The organism is Martelella alba, assembly GCF_006516955.1.
GTDB classification, from domain to species: domain Bacteria; phylum Pseudomonadota; class Alphaproteobacteria; order Rhizobiales; family Rhizobiaceae; genus Martelella; species Martelella alba.
The window spans coordinates 106,544-126,430 of record NZ_VHLG01000010.1 but is presented as its reverse complement, the minus strand read 5'-3'; the positions used below and the strand labels follow the sequence as shown (position 1 = coordinate 126,430).

Genomic DNA, 19,887 nt, shown 5'->3' with positions numbered 1-19,887 from the left:
AACGGCCTAATCTCACCCTTCTGAGAAGGGGAAAATGGCATGGAGCATGCTGAACGGATCAAGGCCATTGCGTCGAAGCTTTGCGAAACGGGGTCCGTTCGCGCACTGTTTCTTGCTGGCAGCTATGGCGCCGGGCTTGAGGATCGCCTGAGCGATATCGATTTTCTTGCCGTGTTTGATGATGAGGACAATTCAGCCTTCGCGCCGCTCTGGCGCGAGGCGCTCCGCACCGTTGGCGATCTCGTGCTTTGGCGGGAAAGACCCGGCAGAAACCTGCTGATCAATGCAGTGAGCGTCGAATGGCTGCGTATCGATGTCCAGACAGTGCAGGCAGATGGCCTTTCCGGCCGGACGCAGGACGGGCTGAAAGTTCTGTTCGACCATGACGGGTTGTTTGCGCGATTGCCCGAGAAGAGTTCGCCGCCATCGCCCGATCCGGCCCGCCTTTTGTGGCAGATCGAGGAATTCATCCGTATTCTTGGTCTGATGCCTGTCGTTCTCGGTCGCAAGGACTATTGCAACGCTCCGGCCGGCGTCTTTCATCTGCGCAATCTGCTGGTTGGGTTACTGATCGCTGAAACGGCGGCCCCCCATCGTGGCGGAGCCTTGCATCTGAACCGGCTGATAACAGCGGAGCAGCAGGCCCTGCTTTCATCCCTTGCCATCCCTGCTCCGGAACATGATGCCGTCATTGACGCGCATCTGGCTTTTGCCTGTGCCTTTCTTCCGCGCGCGCGGGCGCTTGCCGCGCGATCCGGCGTTGCCTGGCCTGAGGCGCTGGAAGCCGCGACCTGGGCGCATCTGGCGCGCGAACTCGGCATTCAGAGACCGGAGGCCTGTGGCTGACCATGCCTCTTTTCGTTCTTGTTGCGTTCATGAAAGCCGGATAATCTCACGCCCAGGACGAGGGGGGGGAATCGCAATGTTTTTCAATCTGATGTGTGATCGGCGGAGCGCTGCCGGGTGAGGACTTATCTCACGCTTTTGAGCTTAGCCTCGATCCGTTCGTGCTGTCTGGCAGCCTTCATCGCCCGGCTGCCGATGGCGATGACACCGCTGGGCCTTCTCATCCTGGTCGAGGCCGCCACCGGCTCCTATGCATCTGGCGGGCTGGTTTCTGGCGCTTTTGCCGTTGGAACGGCAATTGCCGCCCCCGGCTGGGGCCGCGCGCTTGATGCCCGGTCGCACGGCCGTATCATGATGTTGACGGGTACGGTCTCTGCCTTCTTTCTGCTGATCGCACTGGCAGCGGCGAGGCTTGGTTTCGGCCTCCTGCCGATCGCTGGATCAGCACTCATGGTCGGCCTGTTCTTTCCGCCGGTCACACCTGCCATGCGGCTGGCCTGGCGGCATCTGACGGCGGATCGGCCGGGACTGCTCGCTTCAGCCTATGCGCTGGATGCTGTCGCTGTGGAGGCGCTGTTTGTCATCGGACCGATGCTGGTTGGCCTGCTTTATAGCGGCGGACCGGCGCTGCCGGTGGTCGCATCTGCCGTTTTCCTGCTTGCCGGTGGGCTTTTCTATGCAACGACACCGGCTGGAAAGATTGGCGGCGAACATGAGAATGATCAGCTGACTAAAGGCGGAAGGACGGTCATCATCATTCTTCCGGTGCTTCTGATCGCGATGGCTCTTTCGCTTGGCTTCGGGCAGATGGATGTCGCGATGACGGCGACTGCGCAGGCGCGATCCTCTCAGGGCTATCTTCTTGGTCTGCTTTTCGCCGTCGCCGCTTCGGGGTCGATTTCGGGCGGGCTTGCCTTCGGGGCGCGCGAATGGAAAACGGCGCCGCGCATTCTGCTGCCACTTTTTCTGGGTGGCTTCGGCCTCGGTCTCGCCGGTGCAGCAACAGCACTTTTTGCCGGTCTGCCTGTTCTCATCCTGCTGCCACTGCTCTACGTGGCCGGCCTGTTCGTTTCGCCGAGCCTCATCCTGATGCAGCAGATGATTGACCACGCGCTGCCGCGCGGCCGCACGGCCGAGGGGCAGTCCTGGCTCGCCGCCGTGCTGACAGCGGGGAGCGCCGCAGGCATGGCGTTTGGCGGATTTGTTGCCGATCATGGGCCGCCACCGATGGTTTTCCTGTCTGCCTCCGTTATTCTTGCAGGCGGCTCCATGATTGCCATGATGCTCGGGCGTATTGCAAAAACCGACCAAAGCAGGGTCGGTTGACGCGGTCACTGGGGTCTGAATTGTTCCGGCTTGGACGCGGCTGGCATATTTTGTGAGGCGCCAAGGCCTTTTAGAAAGGCATTTTCCGCGCTTTTTTTGGATGGTGCCCCCCCAAATGGGGGGCTTGGAACGTCTGAAATTTCTCTAAAATCAATTCCGGAATGCCAGCCTGAAGGGGTTTGACTGAGCGCATTCTGTTCAGATTGATTTTCGAGGGGATATTGATGTCGAAATCCAAGTATCTGTCGCCGCTTGTGGCGCTTCTTTTTCTGGCTGGCTGTTCCGGCAGCGGCTCCGATGTAGCCAGTTCGTCAGGTTCTTCTTCCGGGTCTTCCTCTTCCAGTTCGTCCTCTTCGAGCTCCTCATCGGGAACCGTGAAGTCTTCGACGCTGAAATGCCCCAGCTCCTGCGCCACCTCGAATTCGAATGTGAATATCCAGGTTGCTGCCGAATGCGATGCAGCACGTGACTATTACAAAAAATACAAGGCAGCCGTTTCGGAGGGCTCCTCCTCGGCATCGGCCTATTGGAGTTATTTCTCGCAGACGGCGGATCTCGCCAACGAGATGTATGCCGAATACGGCTGCGCTGCCGACTATTGACCGGTTAGACGGTGCATGCGGGTCTGATCCAGGGCCCCGCATGCATTCCGGGCGGGGTGCATATGTCTCAAATGCTGCTGGACGTGCGGGCTGTTGCCAAAACGGTCCGATCGTCTTCACAGACCATAGAAATTCTGAAGGGCGTGAACCTGTCATTGAGACCGGGCGAGCGCCTTTGTGTCATTGGTGCGTCTGGATCGGGCAAGTCGTCCCTGCTTGAAATCCTCGGCACATTGTCCACGCCTGATGCGGGCCAGGTCCTGCTGCGCGGACAGGACGTGAATGCCATTGATGACCGGGCGCGCACGCGGTTGCGCCGCGAAACCATCGGCTTTGTGTTTCAGGGTTTCAACCTCATCGACCATATCAGCGCTGCCGAGAATGTCGCATTGCCGTTACGCTATATCGGGGTCAGCCGGAAAGACGCGCTTCTCAGAGCTGGTGATGCGCTTGAACAGGTCGGTCTGGCGGATCGCCTTCGGCTGCAGGCCAGCCGGCTTTCAGGCGGTGAAAAACAGCGTGTTGCCATCGCCAGGGCGCTGGTGACGAAGCCACGCCTTATCCTGTCGGACGAGCCGACCGGCAATCTTGATGAAGTGACGGGGCGCCAGATCCTTGATCTCCTGATGGAAAACGTCGGAGAGGGCTGCGGCCTTGTCATGGTCACCCATAATCTCGATCATGCCCGGCACTTCGATAGTGTCGTGAAGCTTGCGCGGGGGCAGTGCCATGCTGTCTCGCTTTGATGCGATTATCGGGCGCCTGCGCGCCTTTGGCCTGCCGCGGCTGGCCTTTGCCGTTGTCACGCTGTCTATGGCGCTGAGCGGTACAATTGCCAATTACACGCTGTCCGGTAACGCATTGCGGCATTTCGATCTGCTGCTTGAACTCAATGATGCCGAAACCTTTGTCATCAATGGTGCCGCCGACGATGTTGTTGCTCTGACAGGCGGCCGCTTTGATGCTCCGGCTCTGGCTGCCCTCGGCCCGGCGCTCGTCCAGCCGCTGTTGCGGCCGGGTTTCACTGTCATTCCCTTTCGCGCCTTTGCAGTTTCCATTGGGGATGGCGGGGCAGCTCAGCTTGCCAAGGTCTATGCCGTTGGTCAGGGCTTTGCCGCACGGGCGGGACTGACGCTGAAGGGCGTGGCGCAGACCGGGGGCTGGCGGATATTGCAGGATCATTGCCTTGTCGGCGTGCGGCTGGCGCAGCGGATTGGCCTTGACCAGACCATGACCGGCCTCTGGATTGACGGCCGCTATTGCCGGATCGTCGGCGAGTTTGACGCGCCGGTCCGGCCACCCTTTGCCGACATCGCCGATTCGGTGGTGGTTCCGTTTCAGGAAACCTCCTATGAACAGGCCTATACCAACGGCTTCAGCTTCCTCATATCGGGTCCGGCAGCAAGCCATGAAGAGACGAGGCTGAAAGCGTTGCTGTCGCTGGTCTTCGATGTTTCGCGCTTGACGATATGGTCGGCGAAACCGATTGTTGATCAGGCGCGCGAGCTGAAATTCGTGGCGTCCTCCATTTCTGTTGGCCTGAGCGCCATCATCCTGATGATTGGTGCCGTATCGATTGCTTCATTGATGTCCTTTTCCGTGACCGAGCGACGGCGCGAGATCGCAATCCGGCGTACACTCGGCGCCACGCGTCTGCGCATCGTCATTGAAATCGTCGAGGAAACCCTGCTGATCGCCTCGCTTGCGCTTGTCGTCGGCATTGCCGGCGGGGTCATGCTGGCGCATGTGCTGGAACAGCCGCTCAGCCGGTTCTTTCTGGTCGCCGGTGACGGCGAACCGGTGCAGAATGTCATCGTCATTGCCAAGGCCGTATTGGGCTTTTTGCTGGTCTCGCTTGCTGCAGGCATCGTCCCGGCGCTGAATGCGGCGCGCACGGACCCGGCAACCGTATTGCGTGAAAGCTGAGGAGGCCCCCTTGCGCAGGACTTTTCTTTTCGTGGCTTGCCTGATTGTCCTGGGGGGCGGTGCCTGGTTTGCGTTTGCCGGGTCTGCGCCGCTGTTGCGCGAAAAGGCAGCGGCGAGCACCCCGCCGCAACAGGTTTTCAATGTGACCACGCATCTGTTTTCCGAGGCGATCGTTAGGCGCTGTCATATCGATTATGGCGCCCCGCTTGCGGTTGTTGCGCCCACCGATGGCAGGCTTTCGGCTGAGGTTGCAGATGGTGCAATCGTTGCGGCAGGCGCGGTGATTGCCAGCTATGACCGCGCCAAGCTTCAAAGCGATGAGAAACTTGCGCGGCTCGATCTGACCGGTCTGAAGGCACAACTGGCGTTCAAGACGGGTCCGGCCCGGTTGGAGAATGAAGCCATCCGGCAGCTTGATGAAAAAGATGCAAAAGACACGCTCGCGCGGCAGGAAGCCCTGCTTTCGGAAACGGCAGAACTTGAAAAAAAGGGCAAGATAGCACCCAGCAGGGTCGAAGAGGCGCAGCTGAAGCGCGATGCCGCTGCGAAGACTCTGACGCGGCTCAGTCATCAATTCAGTCTCGATCGGGCGCAGGAAAAGCTCGATATCGATGCGCTGAAAGACAATATTACCCGTTCCGAACAGGCACTCGCCGATCTCGAAACGCAACTGGAGGCGATGGTGCTGCGCGCGCCTGAAGCTGGCCGGGTGGTGTTTGCCGACCCGAATTTTGCCGTGAGCGAGGCATCGTCGGTACGCACTGGTGCGAAACTTGCCGATCTCGTGCAGCCCGATCAGCTTGGTGCAACCCTGCGGATTGATGATGCGGACATGGCCGTTGTTGAAAATTCCAGCGTTGAAGTGCTGTTTCCCGCAGGCCAGCCGGCGCTCAAGGCCCGGATTGCGGCCACGCGCCTTGTCAAGGACGCGCTGGAGCAGGCACGCGGCCGTTACGCCTATGATGTTGATATCGTGTTTTCTGCTGAAAATGGGGCGGATTTTCTCCACAGTCAGGCTGTCTGCCGTTTCTCCAAACCATTGGGCGGACCTGCACCGGCCATACCGGTGGACGCTATTCTGTTCCAGGCGGGCAAAGCCTATGTCAAGCGGCAGGATGCGGGCGGTCAGACCCTTGTTCAGGTCGTGCCCGGCGAGGTTGACGGCCGGTTGGTTCGCATCATGTCTGGCCTGAAACCGGGTGAGCGCGTTCTTGAACAATAATCGCGACCATCAATGGGGGGGCTCCGGCAACCGGCAGCAAGGCCGGGGGCGGCGACGGGTTGGGTCCTGGGCAGCATTATTTGCCACAGCATCGCTTGTCGCCTGTGCCTCTCCGGCGCTGAAAAGCACGCGTGCGGATATTCAGGTGCTGCAGCAGACGATCTCTGAAGCACCGTCGGCTGAACCGGGTACAGAGCTCGATCCGGTTCAGCTGGTCGAAACAGCGCGGGTGCGCGGACAGGACATCCTCAAGGCGCGTATCGCCAGAGCTGGGGCGGAACTGGCGCTGGATGAGCGCAAATCCCGTCGCTATCCGCGTATCTCGGCCGATGCGCGCAGTTTTGTGACCTATGATCGCAGCGGTGGACTGACGGCAAGCAACAATGTGATCCTCGGGATCGACTGGGATATTGCCTATACATTGCTCGGGCTCGACAAGCATGCGGTCGAGATCGCCGAAGAGCTGATTCCGGTGCAATATGAATTGACCCGGCGTAAGGCGCTGCTCGCGCTGTTACAGGCTTATGCCGCGCTGAGCGAGATGGAGTTTTCCCGGCAAAAGGCCGGTCTTGAGGCTGACGCGCTTGCCTGCAAGGCCGACGGGCTGAAGGCGGAAAGCGCTTTGGGCAATGTCTCGGTTGCTGAACAGAACAGTCTCGGCCTCCAGCTGTCAGCGGCCAGAAGCGAAGTGACCGCCATCAAGGCAGCGATGGCGATCCAGCAGGACAAGGTTCTGGCGCTTGCCGGTCTCGAAGGGCGTGGCGACAAAGTCTATGCCGGAAAACCGGTCTATCCGGCGCTCGACTTTCTGCCTGATCCTGCTGCCGATGATGGCAAGATGTGTTTTGCGGCATCGGGCAACAGCCAGTTGGAGGACCTGCTGGTGGAAGCCGCCGGTGCGCAGCTCGATCTCGCCAAGAAATCGCGTTACACCAAGCTGACAGCGGCGCTGCCAAGCTTTATGAGCCAGACGGGCGGGTTGAGTTTCCAGTTTCTGGTCGGCTATGTCCTGCCCATTATCGATCAGGGTGACAGCATCAGGCTGACGGAACAGGCCCGGCTGGATCTCTTGAGCACCATCCTGACCGCCAAGGAAAACCGTCAGACATTTCTCGGTGATTACCAGGATATCAGCCTCAAGATCGCGGCACTTCAACGCGATATCGCTGCGGCTGAACCAAAGGTGCGCGCCGCTGCTCTCGCGCTTGAGAGCCTTCCGGCGGCTGAACGATGCAGTGGCGATGTGGCGCTGGCCGAAGCCAGGCTTGAGCGTGCGAAGGCGGTGTTTGAAATGAGCATGGCCAGAGCGGCGGCCAAGCTTTTATGCGCACCGCTCACGTCGGATCAGTCCTGACGTGCCGGCCGCGCTTTTCTCGGAGGTGCGCGACCGGCATCGGGGACGCCGTCAGGAGGAAACGGTGCCTTCGAGCCCGGTGGAGCCATAGAGCCAGGCAATAATATCGTACCAGTCGGTGGGGGATTTCGATCGCATGACGGCATTGCGCAAGCTCGCATGGGCGCCCGCCGGATGGTAGACATGCTGGCCGATCTCGCGCGATTGCAGCTGAACCCGGGCGGTGCGCAGAGCGCGCAGCGCCTGATAGCGCGCCAGCGCCTGATCCAGTTCTCCGCCTTCCTCGCCCAGCACATGCGCCATGGCAACGGCGTCTTCCATGGCCATGCAGGCGCCTTGGGCGAAATACTGCATCATCGGATGGGCGGCGTCACCGAGCAGGACGACGCGGCCATCGATCCAGTTGTCAACCGGATCGCGGTCGCACAGGACCCAACGTTTCCAGTCCTGGCCGCGCTCGATGATCTGGCGGGCCACCGGCGCCACATGTTCAAAACCCTTGCGCACCTCTTCATGACTGACCGGCACGCCGGCCTCGGGTGAGGGCGCGTGATTGTGATAGGTGACCACCAGGTTGAACAGCTTCCAGCCGCGGAGTGGATAGTGGACGATATGACATTTCGGCCCGGCCCAGAGCGTGGCGGCATTCCAGCGCAGATCTTCCGGCATGTCCTCGGTCGGGATCACCGAGCGATAGGTCGTATGGCCGGAAACACGCGGACTTCCATCACCGACGACTTTCTTGCGGACGTTCGACCACAACCCGTCCGCACCGATCAGCAGTGAGCCGGTCAGGCGCTCACCATCCTTGAGGACCGCGGTGACTGAGGTGCCATCCTGTTCGTAGTCGACCACTTCGGCATTGGTGCGCAATGTGACCAGCGGATGGTCCTCGCAGGCCCTCAGGAACACGCCATGCAGGTCGCCGCGATGGATCACCGCATAGGGGTTTTTGAACCGGGTGCGAAAGGCGTCATCCAGCGGAATGCGGGTAATCTCGGTGCCATCGATGGCATCCATCAGCCTGAGATTGTCGATATAGACGGCGATTGCCCGTGCTGCATCACCAACGCCCAGATAATCGAAGGCGTGGAAGGCGTTGGGGCCGAGCTGGATGCCGGCGCCGATTTCGCCGAGCTTCGGCGCGCGTTCCAGCACCAGCGATTTCAGCCCCTTATTGGCGAGGCCGATGGCTGCGGCCAGACCGCCGATCCCGCCACCGGCGATCAGAATAGGATGTGCTTCATTTGCAAGTTTCGACATGGCAAATCTCCTCCGTTTGCCCAAAGCAATGGCTTTAGACATTCAAGATGTTTTTGTTTTGGTTGCCGGGGCTGGCGATCCCGATCGGGTCGTTTCCGTTTTCCGGCGGTTTTAAAAGTCTGGCGCTCAACAGACAGAGTGCCGGTTCACCCGTCCGTTCAGAACGGGTGGACCATCCAGGGTATGAATACCACTGCGAGAATGACGGCGAGCGTCGCCAATACATAGGGCAGTACAAGTTTGGACAGCCGCATCACAGGCACTTTTGAAAGGGCCGCGGCAATATAGAGACCGGTTCCCACCGGGGGGGTCAGAAGGCCCAGCACCAGTGTCATGGCGAGGATTACGCCGAACTGGATCGGATCAATGCCATACTGGCTGATCGCCACTGGCAGAAGGATCGGCGTCAGGATGATCAGCGCGGCGATGCCGTCAAGAAACATGCCGACGATGAACAGGAAGACGACAATCAGCAGCAGGAAGACGGTCGGATTATCCGTCAGCGAGACGATGAAATCAGCGACATGCTGCGGCACCTGATTGAAGGTCAGGACCCAGCCGAAAATTTTCGCGGCAACGACGAGAAACAATACGATCGCCGAATTGGCAACGGTACGGTCGATAATCGCCATCAGCCGTTTGAAGGTCTGGCCGCGAAATTCCAGTACGGCGAAGAAAAGCGCCACGACGATAGCCGCCGCAGCCGATTCCGTCGGTGTGAAAACACCAAAGGAAATACCGCCGACGATGACGACCGGGATCGACATGGCGGCGAGGCCCGGAATGGTTGCGGCGACCTTCTGTTTAAGGTTCAGACGATCGGTCGCGCCCTGCTGTTTGTGATTGCGCATCGCCTGCCAGAAGGCGAGCAACAGGATCAGCACGAACAATGTCATGCCCGGCACGATACCGGCCATGAACATGTCAGCGATCGAGACCTGGGCGATCACGCCGAAAATGATGAACAGCATGGAGGGCGGAATGATCGGACCGAGCAGGCCGGCCGATGCCGTGAGACTGGCGGCATAGCCGCGATCATAGCCGTCGCGTTCCATTTCCGGCACGACGACCCGGCTCATCACCGCCATCTGCGCCGTGGCAGACCCCATGATGGCTGCCAGCGCCAGATTGGAGATCAGATTGACGATGACGAGATTATGCGGCAGCCGCGCGATCCACACTCTGACCGAGGTGATGATGCGCCGCGTCAGCCCGCTCTCATTCATGATCTCGCCGAGCAGGATGAAGAGCGGGATGGCGAGAAGATCGAAATTTTCGACCGAGCCGAAGGAAATCTGCGGGATCGCGGCGATCAGCTGCTCGCGGCCGGACATGAAGATGAAGACCAGCGTCGCACCGATCAGCACGAAGGCCACCGGCATTCCGGTCAGAAGCAGAACGAGAAAGGAAAGGCCGGTCATGCGGTTTTCTCCCTCAATGCGCCAGCCGCACGGACCACATGAGCACTCGCATGGATCAGCGCAGAGGCACAGAAGATCGGGAAGATGGTGAAAAACGGTGCCTTGGGCCAGCCGGTGGTGATGACCTGTTCAAAGGCGACAACGGGTGAGCGGACCCAGGCAATACCCGCCTTCAGCAGGATGGCCAGCATGGCTGCGATCAGGACCCAGACCACAAGATCGACAAGCTTGCGATAGGGGGCGGAGAAGCTGTCAACCAGCAGCGTCACACCGATCTGCGCGCTCGTATGGATCGAGATCGAAGTGGCGATGAAGGCGAGCCAGACGAGCAGGATGGCTGCCAGCTCCTCGGCATAGATAATCGGCCGGCCGACAATATAGCGCATGCCGACATTGGCGACGATCAATCCGACAAACCCCACCACCAGGATCCTGCTGGCCCAGCGTTCAAGCTGGGCCAGGCCGGCCGAGATTTTGCCCAGAGGGTTCACTTGGCCTGCTCCGCGACCTGGGTCTGGAATTCGCCGATCAGCGGATAGGCGGCAAAGCTTGCGTCAACCGCTTCATTGGCCTTGGCGAAGGCCTGCTTGCCATCGGAAAGCTTCGTGACGCTCATTTCCTGTTCCAGCGTTGCCAGATTGGCCGCCTCAGCGGCGATCTGCTGCTCGGATCCCCAGGCCAGCGCTTCGGAAGCCACTTTCTGGAAGGCGTCCTGTTCGTCCTGGGTCAGGCCGGACCAGGTCATGTCGGAGACCATCATCACCGCCGGGAAGGTCATGTGGCTGGTCAGCGTCAGATCATGCGCGACTTCCTGAAACTTGAGGCCCACCAGCGCATCAAGGTCGATATCAACGCCATCAAGAAGACCGGTCTGGAGCGCCTGATAAACCTCGGTCAGGTTCACCGGTGTCGGCACGGCGCCGACGGCCTGCCACCAGACTTTCATCGCCGGGAAGGGAACGATGCGGATCTTCTTGTTCTGAAGCGCTGCAACATCGGTTGCCGGTTCGTCGCGCATGAGGATGTGGCGCATGCCGGCAAAGGTGTAGCCCATGCCGTGAAGCCCGGCATTGTCAAGCTCACCGAGCATCTGCTGGGCGGCGGGCGTATCGGCGGCCTTGATCGCTGCGGAGACATCGGGGAACAGATAGGGCGTGAACCAGCCCTGAAGCGAGGGCGCGCGCAGTGATGTGATCGCCGCCGTCATCAGGCCTGCATCAAGCAGGCCGGTCGACATCTGCTGGAACATTTCCTGTTCCGTGCCGAGCTGACCGGCGGGGAAGATGGCCAGCGTCAGATCGCCATTGGTGGCCTCGGGCAGCTTCTCGGCCATACGCTCTGCGACCTTGGTCCAGACATGGCTGGGCGGCGTGATCAGCCCCATACGCAATTCGCGCGCTTCTACCGAGAAGGGAAGGGCAAGAATGGTGGCGGTGGCAAGAAGGGCCTTCAGGCCGAAATTCGAAATGGTCATGGTTTCTCCTCCTGATGTTCATGACACCGGCAGAAACAGGGCCCTCCTCGGCCCTGCATCTGCCGTCTATTTATCCTTCCGCGTCTGGCTGGTTTCGCGGATGGGCATTGGCAAAGGCGGGCAGCGCATCAGCTGCCGCGGCAATTCTCGTCAAGCGGGGCATGGCGGAAAGATCCACACCGAATCGGTGAGCCGAAAAGACCTGCGGAATGAGGCAAATATCGGCAAGGGTCGGATTTTCTCCGAAACAGAATGTTGATGACGGCTCCTTCTCCAGCAGCGCCTCGCAGGCGGCGAGACCATCGCCGATCCAGCGACCGCACCAACGGTCAAGACCGGCCTGATCGGCACCAAATTCTGCTTTGAGATAGTCAAGCACGCGCAGGTTCTGAAGTGGGTGGATGTCGCAGGCAATCGCCTGCGAGAAGGCGCGGACCTTCGCGCGCAGATCCTTGTCTCCAGGGATCAGACGCGCCTTTTCCGGGAATGTTTCGTCCAGCCATTCGATGATGGCGAGCGACTGAGTCAGGGTCAGGTCGCCATCCTCAAGCGCCGGCACCAGCGCCTGCGGGTTTTTCGCGCGGTAATCGGCCGTCTTCTGCTGGCCGCCATCCTTGCGCAGATGCACCGAGACGAAGTCGTAGTCGATCCCCTTGAGATTGAAGGCGATCCGGCAACGATAGGCCGATGACGAGCGGAAATAGCCGTAGAAGCGGATCATTCCGCTGCCCCGATCGTCAGCTTAACCGGCTGAAGACCGTCAATACCGCCGGTAATCACGTCCCCGGGAACAACCGCGCCGACACCGGCCGGCGTGCCGGTCATGATCACGTCGCCGGGGGCGAGGTGATAGAATTTCGAAAGGTCGGATACGATCTCGTCAACCTTCCAGATGAGATCGGAAAGGTGGGCATCCTGCTTGACCGCGCCATTGACTTCGAGGTGGATCCGCTGTGGGCCGATTGCGCCGAAGGCATCAGCTTTCGTAATCGCGGCGAAGACGGCGGACTGTTCGACATCCTTGCCAAGATCCCAGGGACGCTGCTTGGCGCGTGCGGCAAGCTGCAGGTCGCGCCGGGTCATGTCGAGGCCGCAGGCATAGCCATAGATCGCGGCGCGTGCGCTATCGCGGTCTGCCCGGAAGATTTTCGCACCGATGACGATGACCAGTTCCATCTCGTAGTGGAAATTCTCCGTGCCCGGCGGATAGGCGACCGTAGTGCCGGTGGCCTCGGTCATCAGCGCCGATTTGGTGAAGTAGAAGGGTGCTTCACGGTCAACCTCAACGCCCATCTCTGCGGCATGGGCGGCGTAATTGCGGCCAACGCAGAAGATGCGATGGACCGGATATTCACGGGTCTCGCCTTCAACCGGAATGGTCGGCCAGGCGGGGGAGGGAAAGAGTGCCTCTTTGGTCATCGGTAATGTCCTTTCACGTCGTCTTGCCGCATTTATGCGGTAAATTCACTGCAACCGGCGGCAAGAAGTGCTACCGGCAGATCGCGCTTTCGCGCACCGTTGCCGAGATCGAAAGCTGCTGCCCAAATACTGCAGGCTCTGGTGCGGACTGTGTCGGCAAAGGCATGCATGGTCCCGTCAATGCCGGGGACCAGAACCTGCCAGCCATCGCCCGGCAGATCGCGCCAGACCACGTTCAGGTGAACACTCGCATGGTCGAACAGATGCCTGAGCGCCCGTGCCGGCAACGTGGCGCCGAGATCGATCATCGCCTTCAGAGCGGCCTGACTGTCATAAAGCGGCGGGATGGTATCCCCCGCCGTGATGGCTTCGGCCTGTCGGGCAATGGCGCGCGCCTGATAGGAGATGGCCGAGATCACATGAGCAGGCGTCAGGCCATCGGCACGCAGCGGTTCATAGAGCGCCCGATCCGGAAGCCGGTTCAAAAAGCGGGCGAAATAGGCTGTGCCGGTGCGGGCGAGATGAAGCATATCGGCAGGGGCTTCCGGCGCATCATAGCGTGCGCCAGAGCCCTGCCGTGCCATCAGCGCGCGGCGGGCGTCATCAAGGCTCGTCATGCTGCAGCTTCTTCAACCAGGGTGCGGGCGAAATTGAGCCGCTCCATGATCGGCGCATCGGAGAAGCGGAAGAGGTCGAATGGCGTTTCCGCCTCCAGCGACCAGGCCACCCAGGATGGGATGACGAAGATGTCGCCCTTCTCGATGATTTTGCGTTCGCCGTTCATGACAACAGCGCCACGGCCTTCGAAGACCTGGAACACGGTGGAGCCGACCTCGCGCCGGGTTGCCGTTTCAACGCCTTCACGCAGGCGGTGGAATTCGGCCCTGATTGTCGGCATGACATCGCCGCCGGTGGTCGGATTGACATAGCGGATGGCGGCATGACCCTGGCCATAGGTCGCGGGCTGGCCCTCTTCTTCCAGCAGTAGCTGTTCGGTGAGCGCCCGGTCGGTAAACTCCCAGCGATAGGCACCGATCGGCGAACTGACCGTGTTTTCCAGCCCCGACAGCGGCCGCAGGCCGGGATGGCACCAGAGCCTTTCGCCGCGCGAAAAGTCCGGCGTCGCATAATCGGTCACCCGGTCGGAGCCATATTCGAAAAAGCCGACATCATTCTGATAGGAGAAGGGGATGTCGAGACCATCGATCCAGGCCATAGGCTGATCGGTCTCATTGTGATGGCCGTGGAAATTCCAGCCGGGCGTGAGTAGAAAATCACCGCGGCTCATGCGCACCGGATCGCCGTTGACGACCGTCCACACGCCTTCGCCTTCTACGACAAAGCGGAAGGCATTTTGCGAATGGCGATGTTCCGGCGCCGTTTCCTTGGCGCCAAGATACTGAATGGCGCACCAGAGCGTCGGTGAGATATAGGCCTCGCCACCGAGGCCGGGATTGGCAAGGCCGATCGCACGGCGTTCCCCGCCGCGTCCGACGGGTACAAGTTCACCGGATTGCTGTGCCAGCGGATAAAGCTCCGACCATTTCCATACATGCGCCACAGCTTTGGGCTTGGGATGGACCGGCATCAGATCGCCGATCTGGGTCCAGAGCGGATTGAGGTGGTTCTGGCGAAAGGCCTCGTAGAGCGCCTTGAGCTCGGCGCTGTCTTCGGGCTGCGACATATCCATCGAACATCTCCTCCTTAGCTCGATATTATGCGTCGTATACTTACTATCTTGACCAATGTCAATATTTAATATGTATGCTTACTAATATGACGGAGAGCCGTGATGCCGCCGCTTGCGCTAGCCAGCGCGAAAGAACGGGCGGATTGCAGCGATGAGAAGCGTTGCGCCGGGAAAATGATTTCGTTTTGATCGGGGATAGGCTAGAGGGGAAAACATGACCAATCTGGACGACTTACCGGGCCACCTGATCCGCCGTTTGCAGCAGATCGCGGTGTCGGCCTTCATCACGGAGACGGGCACGGCAGGTTTTGAGCTGACGCCGGTGCAATTTGCCGTATTGGCCATGCTGGAAAATCATCCTGGCATCGACCAGGCAACGCTGGCCGGCCTGATTGCCTATGACCGGGTGACCATAGGCGGCGTGATTTCACGGCTCGAAGGGCGCGGCCTGATCGAACGGCGCGTCAGCCCCTCTGACCGGCGGGCGCGCAGTCTGAAGCTCTCCGATGAGGGTCAGCGCTTTCTTGATGCGGTCCGGCCGTCCGTGTTCAAGACGCAGAAGACCATCCTGAAGGAGCTTTCGGATGACGAGCTCGAAACCTTTCTGGTGCTCTTGCGCAAGCTGACGGATGCCAATAACGAATTGTCACGAGCGCCCTTGCGCCGGGTGCCGGACGATATCGCGCGCGGCTGAGCCTGCCCGGCCCGGCGGGCGTTGACAGGGTCTCATCTCTTGGCAACACTGCGCGTCTGTTTCGGGAGGTTTCGATGAGTGCATCAGATCAGGTTCCGGTTGGCTCCGGATTTTCGGCAAAGAGCACGGCTGTTGAGGTGCTGGCGGGTGCAGACCTTGGTGGCCGCACGGCAATTGTCACCGGCGGCTATAGCGGTATCGGGCTTGAACTGGTCCGCGCGCTCGCCGCCAAGGGTGTCCACGTCATCATTCCAGTGCGTTCGCCTGAAAAGGCAGCAGGCGCCCTTGGCGATATTATCGGCGATGTGGTGACAATGCCGATGGATCTGGGGGATCTGGCCTCGGTACGCCGCTTTGCCGAAAAGGTCGAAGCGGCGACGCCAAAGCTTGATTTTCTGATTAACAATGCGGGTATTATGGCCTGTCCGGAAATGCGGACCGGGCCGGGCTGGGAAATGCAGTTCGGTGTCAATCACATGGGTCATTTTGCGCTCAGCAAAGGGCTCTGGCCATTGCTGAAGCGCTCGCCGGGCGTGCGGGTCGTGGCGCTGTCTTCCACCGGCCACAAGATATCCGGCATCCATTGGGATGATATGGATTTTCGTGACACGCCCTATGACAAATGGGTGGCCTATGGCCAGGCGAAAACGGCCAATGCGCTTTTCGCCAATGCCCTGTCGCGGCGGCTTCGCGATACCGGGGGACTGGCCTTTGCCGTTCATCCGGGTGGCATTTTCACGCCGCTCCAGCGCCACCTGCCCAAGGAAGAGATGATTGCGCTTGGGTGGCTCGGTCCCGATGGCAAGCCCTCGGAACTCGCCCGCCAGGGGTTTAAATCACCCGAGCAGGGTGCGGCGACAACGGCCTTTGCGGCGACCTCTCCACTGCTGGACGGCAAGCCCGGCGTCTATTGCGAGGATTGCGACATCGCCTTGCCAACCGATCCTGACAGTCCCTATGCGCGCTATCGCGGCGTCAATGCCCACGCGACGGATGACGATGCAGCAGAGCGGCTCTGGGCGATCAGCGAGAAACGTCTGTCTGAGGCGTGATCGCTGCCTTAAGAGACCGCGTCGGGTTCAGCCGCCGCTTTCATTGCCATCCGTGACGCGCATGGCGAGGAAGGCAAGGATGAAGTAGCAGATGGTGCATACGATCGCGATGGTCTGGAAGCTGGAGCGCATGGCCGTCAGTGCGCTGCCATCCGTGTCGGTGCCCGCAATGCTGAACGATGCGGCGAGCATGGCCAGCAGCGTAATGCCAGCGCCGGCGAGCAGCCATTTGGCAAGCCGGGCCGTCCGCTCGTTGGACGGGTCGTCTTCGTCACTGGCCAGTTCTTCGCGAATTTCCCGCTTTTCTTCATAGGCAGACAGGGCTTCTTCCCGCCTGGCCTGCTGGGCTTCCTGCTTCGGCCACTTCTCGCGAGCGCCAAGCCAGGCGGCAGCCAGAGGATAGAGTGCGAGGCAAATCAGATATTCCGGGATGAAGATGAAGTAGAAGCTCACCGCTTTGGTCATCAGCATCGTGACGGCGAAGGCAAGAGCCACCAGCCATGTCAGAAGTGCTGCTGTATTCATGCTGTGACGATGATAGTTTGACCAGTAGCGGGTCATGCCGAGACGCGGCAGAAGATAATGCTCGGCGATGACGATCGCGCCAATCGGCGAGAGCAGCATGGCACCATAAACCGTCAGTGGCATGACGGAACGGGCAACAAAGGGGAAGCAGGCGGCGATTGCAATCACGAGCCCGACAAGGGCGGTGACATTGCGGCGGGACATGTTGGGCAGAAGCGTACTGGCCGCAAGACCCGCGCGGTAGAGGCAGGCATTCGCCGTGGTCCAGCCGGCGCAGATGACGACGAAAATGCCGACAAATCCAAGCGTGGCAAAGGCAACATCGGCGGAATCAAGTCCGGTCAGCGGCTTGCCGATGAGAAAGGCGGCACCCGCGCCCATCAGGCCGGCGGAGATCCAGCCGACATAATGGCCGAGAAACATGCCCACACTTGAAAACAGGCCATAGGATTTGCGCCGGGCGAAGCGGAAGATCGCCATGTCGATCAGACCGAGATGCACCATGGCGCCATTGGCCCAGGCAAAGGCGGCCACTTCCCAAACCGAAATACCCTTTTCGCCTTCCGGCGTCGTACCCGTCCAGATCGTGTTGTGGGCTGTTTCCAGAAAGCCGGAAAAACTGCCAAAACTCGTCGTTCCGTGGGTTTGAAGCGCCAGAGCAGGAAGGGCAATGGCCGCGCCGCAAATGAAGCAGACCAGCATCCAGGGCGAGCAGATCGTTGCGAAGTTCGCCATCGCTTCGAAGCCGTTTGCCGCCACGACGACAACGACGACGGCCAGAAGCAATGTGATCAAGATGAACATGCCTGAGGTCGGATACCATTCAAGCTGGACGGGAAGACCGAAAGCGAAGCGCAGAGCATAGGCCGAGACCGTAATCATCGCCGCTGCCAGCGAGCCGTAGAATAACAGGATCGCAAAATTATAGATCTTGCTGAAATAAGGCCCGGTGATCTGTTCGAGATAGAAGAACAGCGATCGTCTCGTCTCGACGGCAAGCGGCGCCGTCACCAGTGTCCAGCTGAGCACCGCCAGAAGATTGCCGATCAGAAGCCCCAGAAGCACTTCCTTGGTTCCAACGCCCATGGTGACGAAGGTCACGCCGATGATGAACTCCGTCGCGGCGATATGTTCACCGCCAAACAGGCCGGCAAAATAGCGCCAGCCTCTGACATGGCGGGCTGCTGCCGGGATGGCATCTTTGAGATGGCGTTGTCTTTCATGGGAATTCGGCAATGAACGTTCTAGGGAAGGGCTGGAACTGTCTGCGATCGACATCAATACCTCTGGTCGTTGGTTTTCGGCCCCGCGCGAAGCAGGGCACAATGCGCCAGGCTGAAGGTCATGGGGGCCCGGCAGCTGGAATGCTTTCCAGCTGGCAAATGCCTTGGGTTGAATTTGCTTTGCGGATGACGGCTATTCACACAGGTCGCGCTCACTGCTCGTTGCAGCAAGCATGCGCATTGCGCATCAAAGAACAGCCCACGGACTGAAAGTGACAGTCCGCCGATCCCTGAATATGACCATTACGGTCAGGCAGATAGGGATCAATCCGAAAGATCCATGACAAGAGCAATTATGCTCAAAACGCTTTGGAAGTAAAGCCTAACATAGAGAAATTGGCGCATAAATCGACATATTGATAAATAAATCAATAGCTTAAAAAGTTCGATTTAACACTTGAAATCGCAATATCTGTGGCGATTAGTCCGAATCTCTCGTTTCCTTTTTGACGCGTCGGACTACGAGGTCGGTTTGACCGGCGGGTTCTTCAGGACCTGAATTGAGCCCTGAAGACTTCTGTCAATCGAAGAGGAGCTGACCGATATAGCTGCCTTCAGCCGGCGCAGGCGGAACAAAGAAGATCGCCGAGCCGATATGGGCGATATATTCGTTAAGCGCATCGGCCGCCCCCAGGCGCTGCTGCAGCTGTTCGAAATGGGCCGGGTCGTTCTGATAGGAGATAAACAGCAGGCCGGCCGACAAGAGCCCGACCTCGTTGATGCCTTCGGTATAATTATAGGACCGGCGCAGGATCTTCAGCCCATCATTGTTTTCGTGTGCCGCGAGACTGATATGTGACGTCTGCGGGATGACGTAATCGCCTGCCGCGTCCTTCTTGTGGAAGTCGGGCGTATCGAATTCATGGGTGCCGGAAAGCGGTGCGCCGGAAACCTTGAAACGGCCGAAAATGGCATTCTGGTCGCTGACGCGGTCCACATCCCAGTTCTCGATATGCATCTTGATCTTGCGGGCCACCTGATAGCTGCCGTTCGGACCCCAGATTGGATCATTCTCGACCCAGACGAAGCGGTCGAAATCCTCGCGCTCGGTGATATTGCGGGTACCGTCCTTGTAGCCGAGCAGGTTGCGCGGGGTCTTCTGGTTCTTGCCGGCGGACGCCCGGCCAAAGCCCATCACTGTCCAGCGTGTCGAGGCCGCACCTGTATCCTTGGCGATGCGGGCGAGATCGCGAATGGCATGATAGGCGACCTGCGGATCATCGGCACAGGCCTGCAATGACAGATCCCCACCGGTAAATTGCGGCAGGAAGGCGTCGCTCGGCAAGTGCTTCAATTCGCGCAGCAAGGCGGGCTTCTTGTCGGCAAGGCCAAGCCGCTCGTCGAAGACGCCGGGGCCGAGGCCGACGGTGACCGTAAGCGAGGCGGGGCCGAGATCGAGTGCTTCGCCGGTGTCGAAACCGATTCCATTTGGCCGCTTGGGCTCCACCTGGCCGATCGTGCCACCCTTGGCCATCTGGGCGATGGCCGCGGACCAGCGCGCCAGCAGCATTTGCAGGTCGCGCGGATTTTCGGTGGTCAGATCGAAGGTCATGTAGTGGACGTAACGCTGCGGCGGGGTGTCAATCCCGGCTTGGCCCGCATCACCGTAAAAGGGAACCTCGCCCGACAGGTTGATCATGTCTTCAGGCGCCGGCGGTGTTTCGGCTGCGGCGGGGGCGGCAACGGCCAGCGCACCAATGGGACTTGCAGCAGCGCCGATCAGGAGATTGCGGCGGGAAAGGTTCGGCTTGTCTGAAGACTGGGTCATGGCAGCATCACGTCAAAATAAG

At 59.9% G+C, this 19,887-nt stretch carries 20 protein-coding genes; 9 read left to right on the top strand and 11 right to left on the bottom strand.

Features of this window, described 5'->3' with window-relative positions; all coding sequences use genetic code 11:
* Positions 1 to 39 precede the first annotated feature (39 nt).
* Positions 40 to 846, top strand: coding sequence for a nucleotidyltransferase domain-containing protein (locus FJU08_RS14975; RefSeq protein WP_141149826.1), 807 nt, complete (start codon positions 40 to 42; stop codon positions 844 to 846).
* A gap of 117 nt (positions 847 to 963) precedes the next feature.
* Positions 964 to 2,172 carry an MFS transporter gene (locus tag FJU08_RS14970; protein WP_141149825.1) on the top strand — a complete coding sequence of 403 codons (1,209 nt, stop codon included), beginning with the start codon at positions 964 to 966 and terminating at the stop codon, positions 2,170 to 2,172.
* Positions 2,173 to 2,242: 70 nt separating this feature from the next.
* Here FJU08_RS14970 and FJU08_RS14965 read toward each other — a convergent pair whose 3' ends face one another.
* Complete coding sequence (locus FJU08_RS14965) at positions 2,243 to 2,587, bottom strand: hypothetical protein (RefSeq protein WP_141149824.1); 345 nt, start codon at positions 2,585 to 2,587, stop codon at positions 2,243 to 2,245.
* Between the two features lie 13 nt (positions 2,588 to 2,600).
* Here FJU08_RS14965 and FJU08_RS22785 point away from each other — a divergent pair, with 13 nt between their 5' ends.
* The 5 genes from FJU08_RS22785 to FJU08_RS14945 all read left to right on the top strand — a co-directional run bounded on the left by FJU08_RS22785 (position 2,601) and on the right by FJU08_RS14945 (position 7,276).
* The gene (locus FJU08_RS22785; RefSeq protein ID WP_181409860.1) at positions 2,601 to 2,774 is read left to right on the top strand and encodes a hypothetical protein; all 174 of its coding nucleotides are present in this window, start codon (positions 2,601 to 2,603) and stop codon (positions 2,772 to 2,774) included.
* A 62-nt stretch (positions 2,775 to 2,836) separates the two neighbouring features.
* Entirely contained in the window at positions 2,837 to 3,520 is a 684-nt protein-coding gene (locus FJU08_RS14960) for an ABC transporter ATP-binding protein (protein WP_141149823.1), read from the top strand.
* The gene (locus tag FJU08_RS14955; RefSeq protein WP_141149822.1) at positions 3,504 to 4,700 is read left to right on the top strand and encodes an ABC transporter permease; all 1,197 of its coding nucleotides are present in this window, start codon (positions 3,504 to 3,506) and stop codon (positions 4,698 to 4,700) included. Before FJU08_RS14960 ends, FJU08_RS14955 begins: the two co-directional genes overlap by 17 nt.
* A 10-nt stretch (positions 4,701 to 4,710) precedes the next feature.
* Positions 4,711 to 5,922: an efflux RND transporter periplasmic adaptor subunit gene (locus tag FJU08_RS14950; RefSeq protein WP_181409859.1), complete on the top strand. Its 1,212-nt coding sequence runs from the start codon at positions 4,711 to 4,713 to the stop codon at positions 5,920 to 5,922.
* Complete coding sequence (locus FJU08_RS14945; RefSeq protein ID WP_141149820.1) at positions 5,912 to 7,276, top strand: hypothetical protein; 1,365 nt, start codon at positions 5,912 to 5,914, stop codon at positions 7,274 to 7,276. The genes FJU08_RS14950 and FJU08_RS14945 overlap by 11 nt, the downstream gene beginning before the upstream one ends.
* Before the next feature lie 51 nt (positions 7,277 to 7,327).
* Here the strand turns inward: FJU08_RS14945 and FJU08_RS14940 are convergent, their stop codons facing one another.
* The 8 genes from FJU08_RS14940 to FJU08_RS14905 form a co-directional block, all read right to left on the bottom strand.
* On the bottom strand, positions 7,328 to 8,539 hold the full coding sequence (locus FJU08_RS14940) for a 3-hydroxybenzoate 6-monooxygenase (RefSeq protein WP_141149819.1): 1,212 nt from the start codon (positions 8,537 to 8,539) through the stop codon (positions 7,328 to 7,330).
* Between the two features lie 158 nt (positions 8,540 to 8,697).
* The gene (locus FJU08_RS14935; protein WP_141149818.1) at positions 8,698 to 9,960 is read right to left on the bottom strand and encodes a TRAP transporter large permease; all 1,263 of its coding nucleotides are present in this window, start codon (positions 9,958 to 9,960) and stop codon (positions 8,698 to 8,700) included.
* Complete coding sequence (locus tag FJU08_RS14930) at positions 9,957 to 10,451, bottom strand: TRAP transporter small permease (RefSeq protein ID WP_141149817.1); 495 nt, start codon at positions 10,449 to 10,451, stop codon at positions 9,957 to 9,959. The genes FJU08_RS14935 and FJU08_RS14930 overlap by 4 nt, the downstream gene beginning before the upstream one ends.
* Positions 10,448 to 11,434, bottom strand: a complete 987-nt coding sequence (locus FJU08_RS14925; RefSeq protein ID WP_141149816.1) for a TRAP transporter substrate-binding protein — start codon at positions 11,432 to 11,434, stop codon at positions 10,448 to 10,450. Before FJU08_RS14925 ends, FJU08_RS14930 begins: the two co-directional genes overlap by 4 nt.
* A gap of 70 nt (positions 11,435 to 11,504) precedes the next feature.
* Positions 11,505 to 12,155, bottom strand: a complete 651-nt coding sequence (gene maiA, locus FJU08_RS14920) for a maleylacetoacetate isomerase (protein ID WP_407943713.1) — start codon at positions 12,153 to 12,155, stop codon at positions 11,505 to 11,507.
* Complete coding sequence (locus FJU08_RS14915) at positions 12,152 to 12,853, bottom strand: fumarylacetoacetate hydrolase family protein (protein ID WP_141149815.1); 702 nt, start codon at positions 12,851 to 12,853, stop codon at positions 12,152 to 12,154. Before FJU08_RS14915 ends, maiA begins: the two co-directional genes overlap by 4 nt.
* Positions 12,854 to 12,885: 32 nt before the next feature.
* Positions 12,886 to 13,470 carry a maleylpyruvate isomerase N-terminal domain-containing protein gene (locus tag FJU08_RS14910; RefSeq protein ID WP_141149814.1) on the bottom strand — a complete coding sequence of 195 codons (585 nt, stop codon included), beginning with the start codon at positions 13,468 to 13,470 and terminating at the stop codon, positions 12,886 to 12,888.
* Positions 13,467 to 14,543 carry a cupin domain-containing protein gene (locus FJU08_RS14905; protein ID WP_210245242.1) on the bottom strand — a complete coding sequence of 359 codons (1,077 nt, stop codon included), beginning with the start codon at positions 14,541 to 14,543 and terminating at the stop codon, positions 13,467 to 13,469. The genes FJU08_RS14910 and FJU08_RS14905 overlap by 4 nt, the downstream gene beginning before the upstream one ends.
* A 214-nt stretch (positions 14,544 to 14,757) precedes the next feature.
* Between FJU08_RS14905 and FJU08_RS14900 the strand changes: the two genes are divergently transcribed.
* Both FJU08_RS14900 and FJU08_RS14895 read left to right on the top strand, forming a co-directional pair.
* Complete coding sequence (locus FJU08_RS14900) at positions 14,758 to 15,237, top strand: MarR family winged helix-turn-helix transcriptional regulator (RefSeq protein ID WP_141149812.1); 480 nt, start codon at positions 14,758 to 14,760, stop codon at positions 15,235 to 15,237.
* Between the two features lie 74 nt (positions 15,238 to 15,311).
* Positions 15,312 to 16,289, top strand: coding sequence for an oxidoreductase (locus FJU08_RS14895; protein WP_141149811.1), 978 nt, complete (start codon positions 15,312 to 15,314; stop codon positions 16,287 to 16,289).
* Positions 16,290 to 16,316: 27 nt separating this feature from the next.
* Here the strand turns inward: FJU08_RS14895 and FJU08_RS14890 are convergent, their stop codons facing one another.
* Together FJU08_RS14890 and FJU08_RS14885 are read right to left on the bottom strand one after the other, a co-directional pair.
* On the bottom strand, positions 16,317 to 18,092 hold the full coding sequence (locus FJU08_RS14890; RefSeq protein ID WP_141149810.1) for a purine-cytosine permease family protein: 1,776 nt from the start codon (positions 18,090 to 18,092) through the stop codon (positions 16,317 to 16,319).
* Between the two features lie 525 nt (positions 18,093 to 18,617).
* A complete protein-coding gene (locus FJU08_RS14885) occupies positions 18,618 to 19,865 on the bottom strand; it encodes a Dyp-type peroxidase (RefSeq protein ID WP_141149809.1) in 1,248 nt (415 codons plus the stop codon).
* Positions 19,866 to 19,887: the final 22 nt, after the last annotated feature.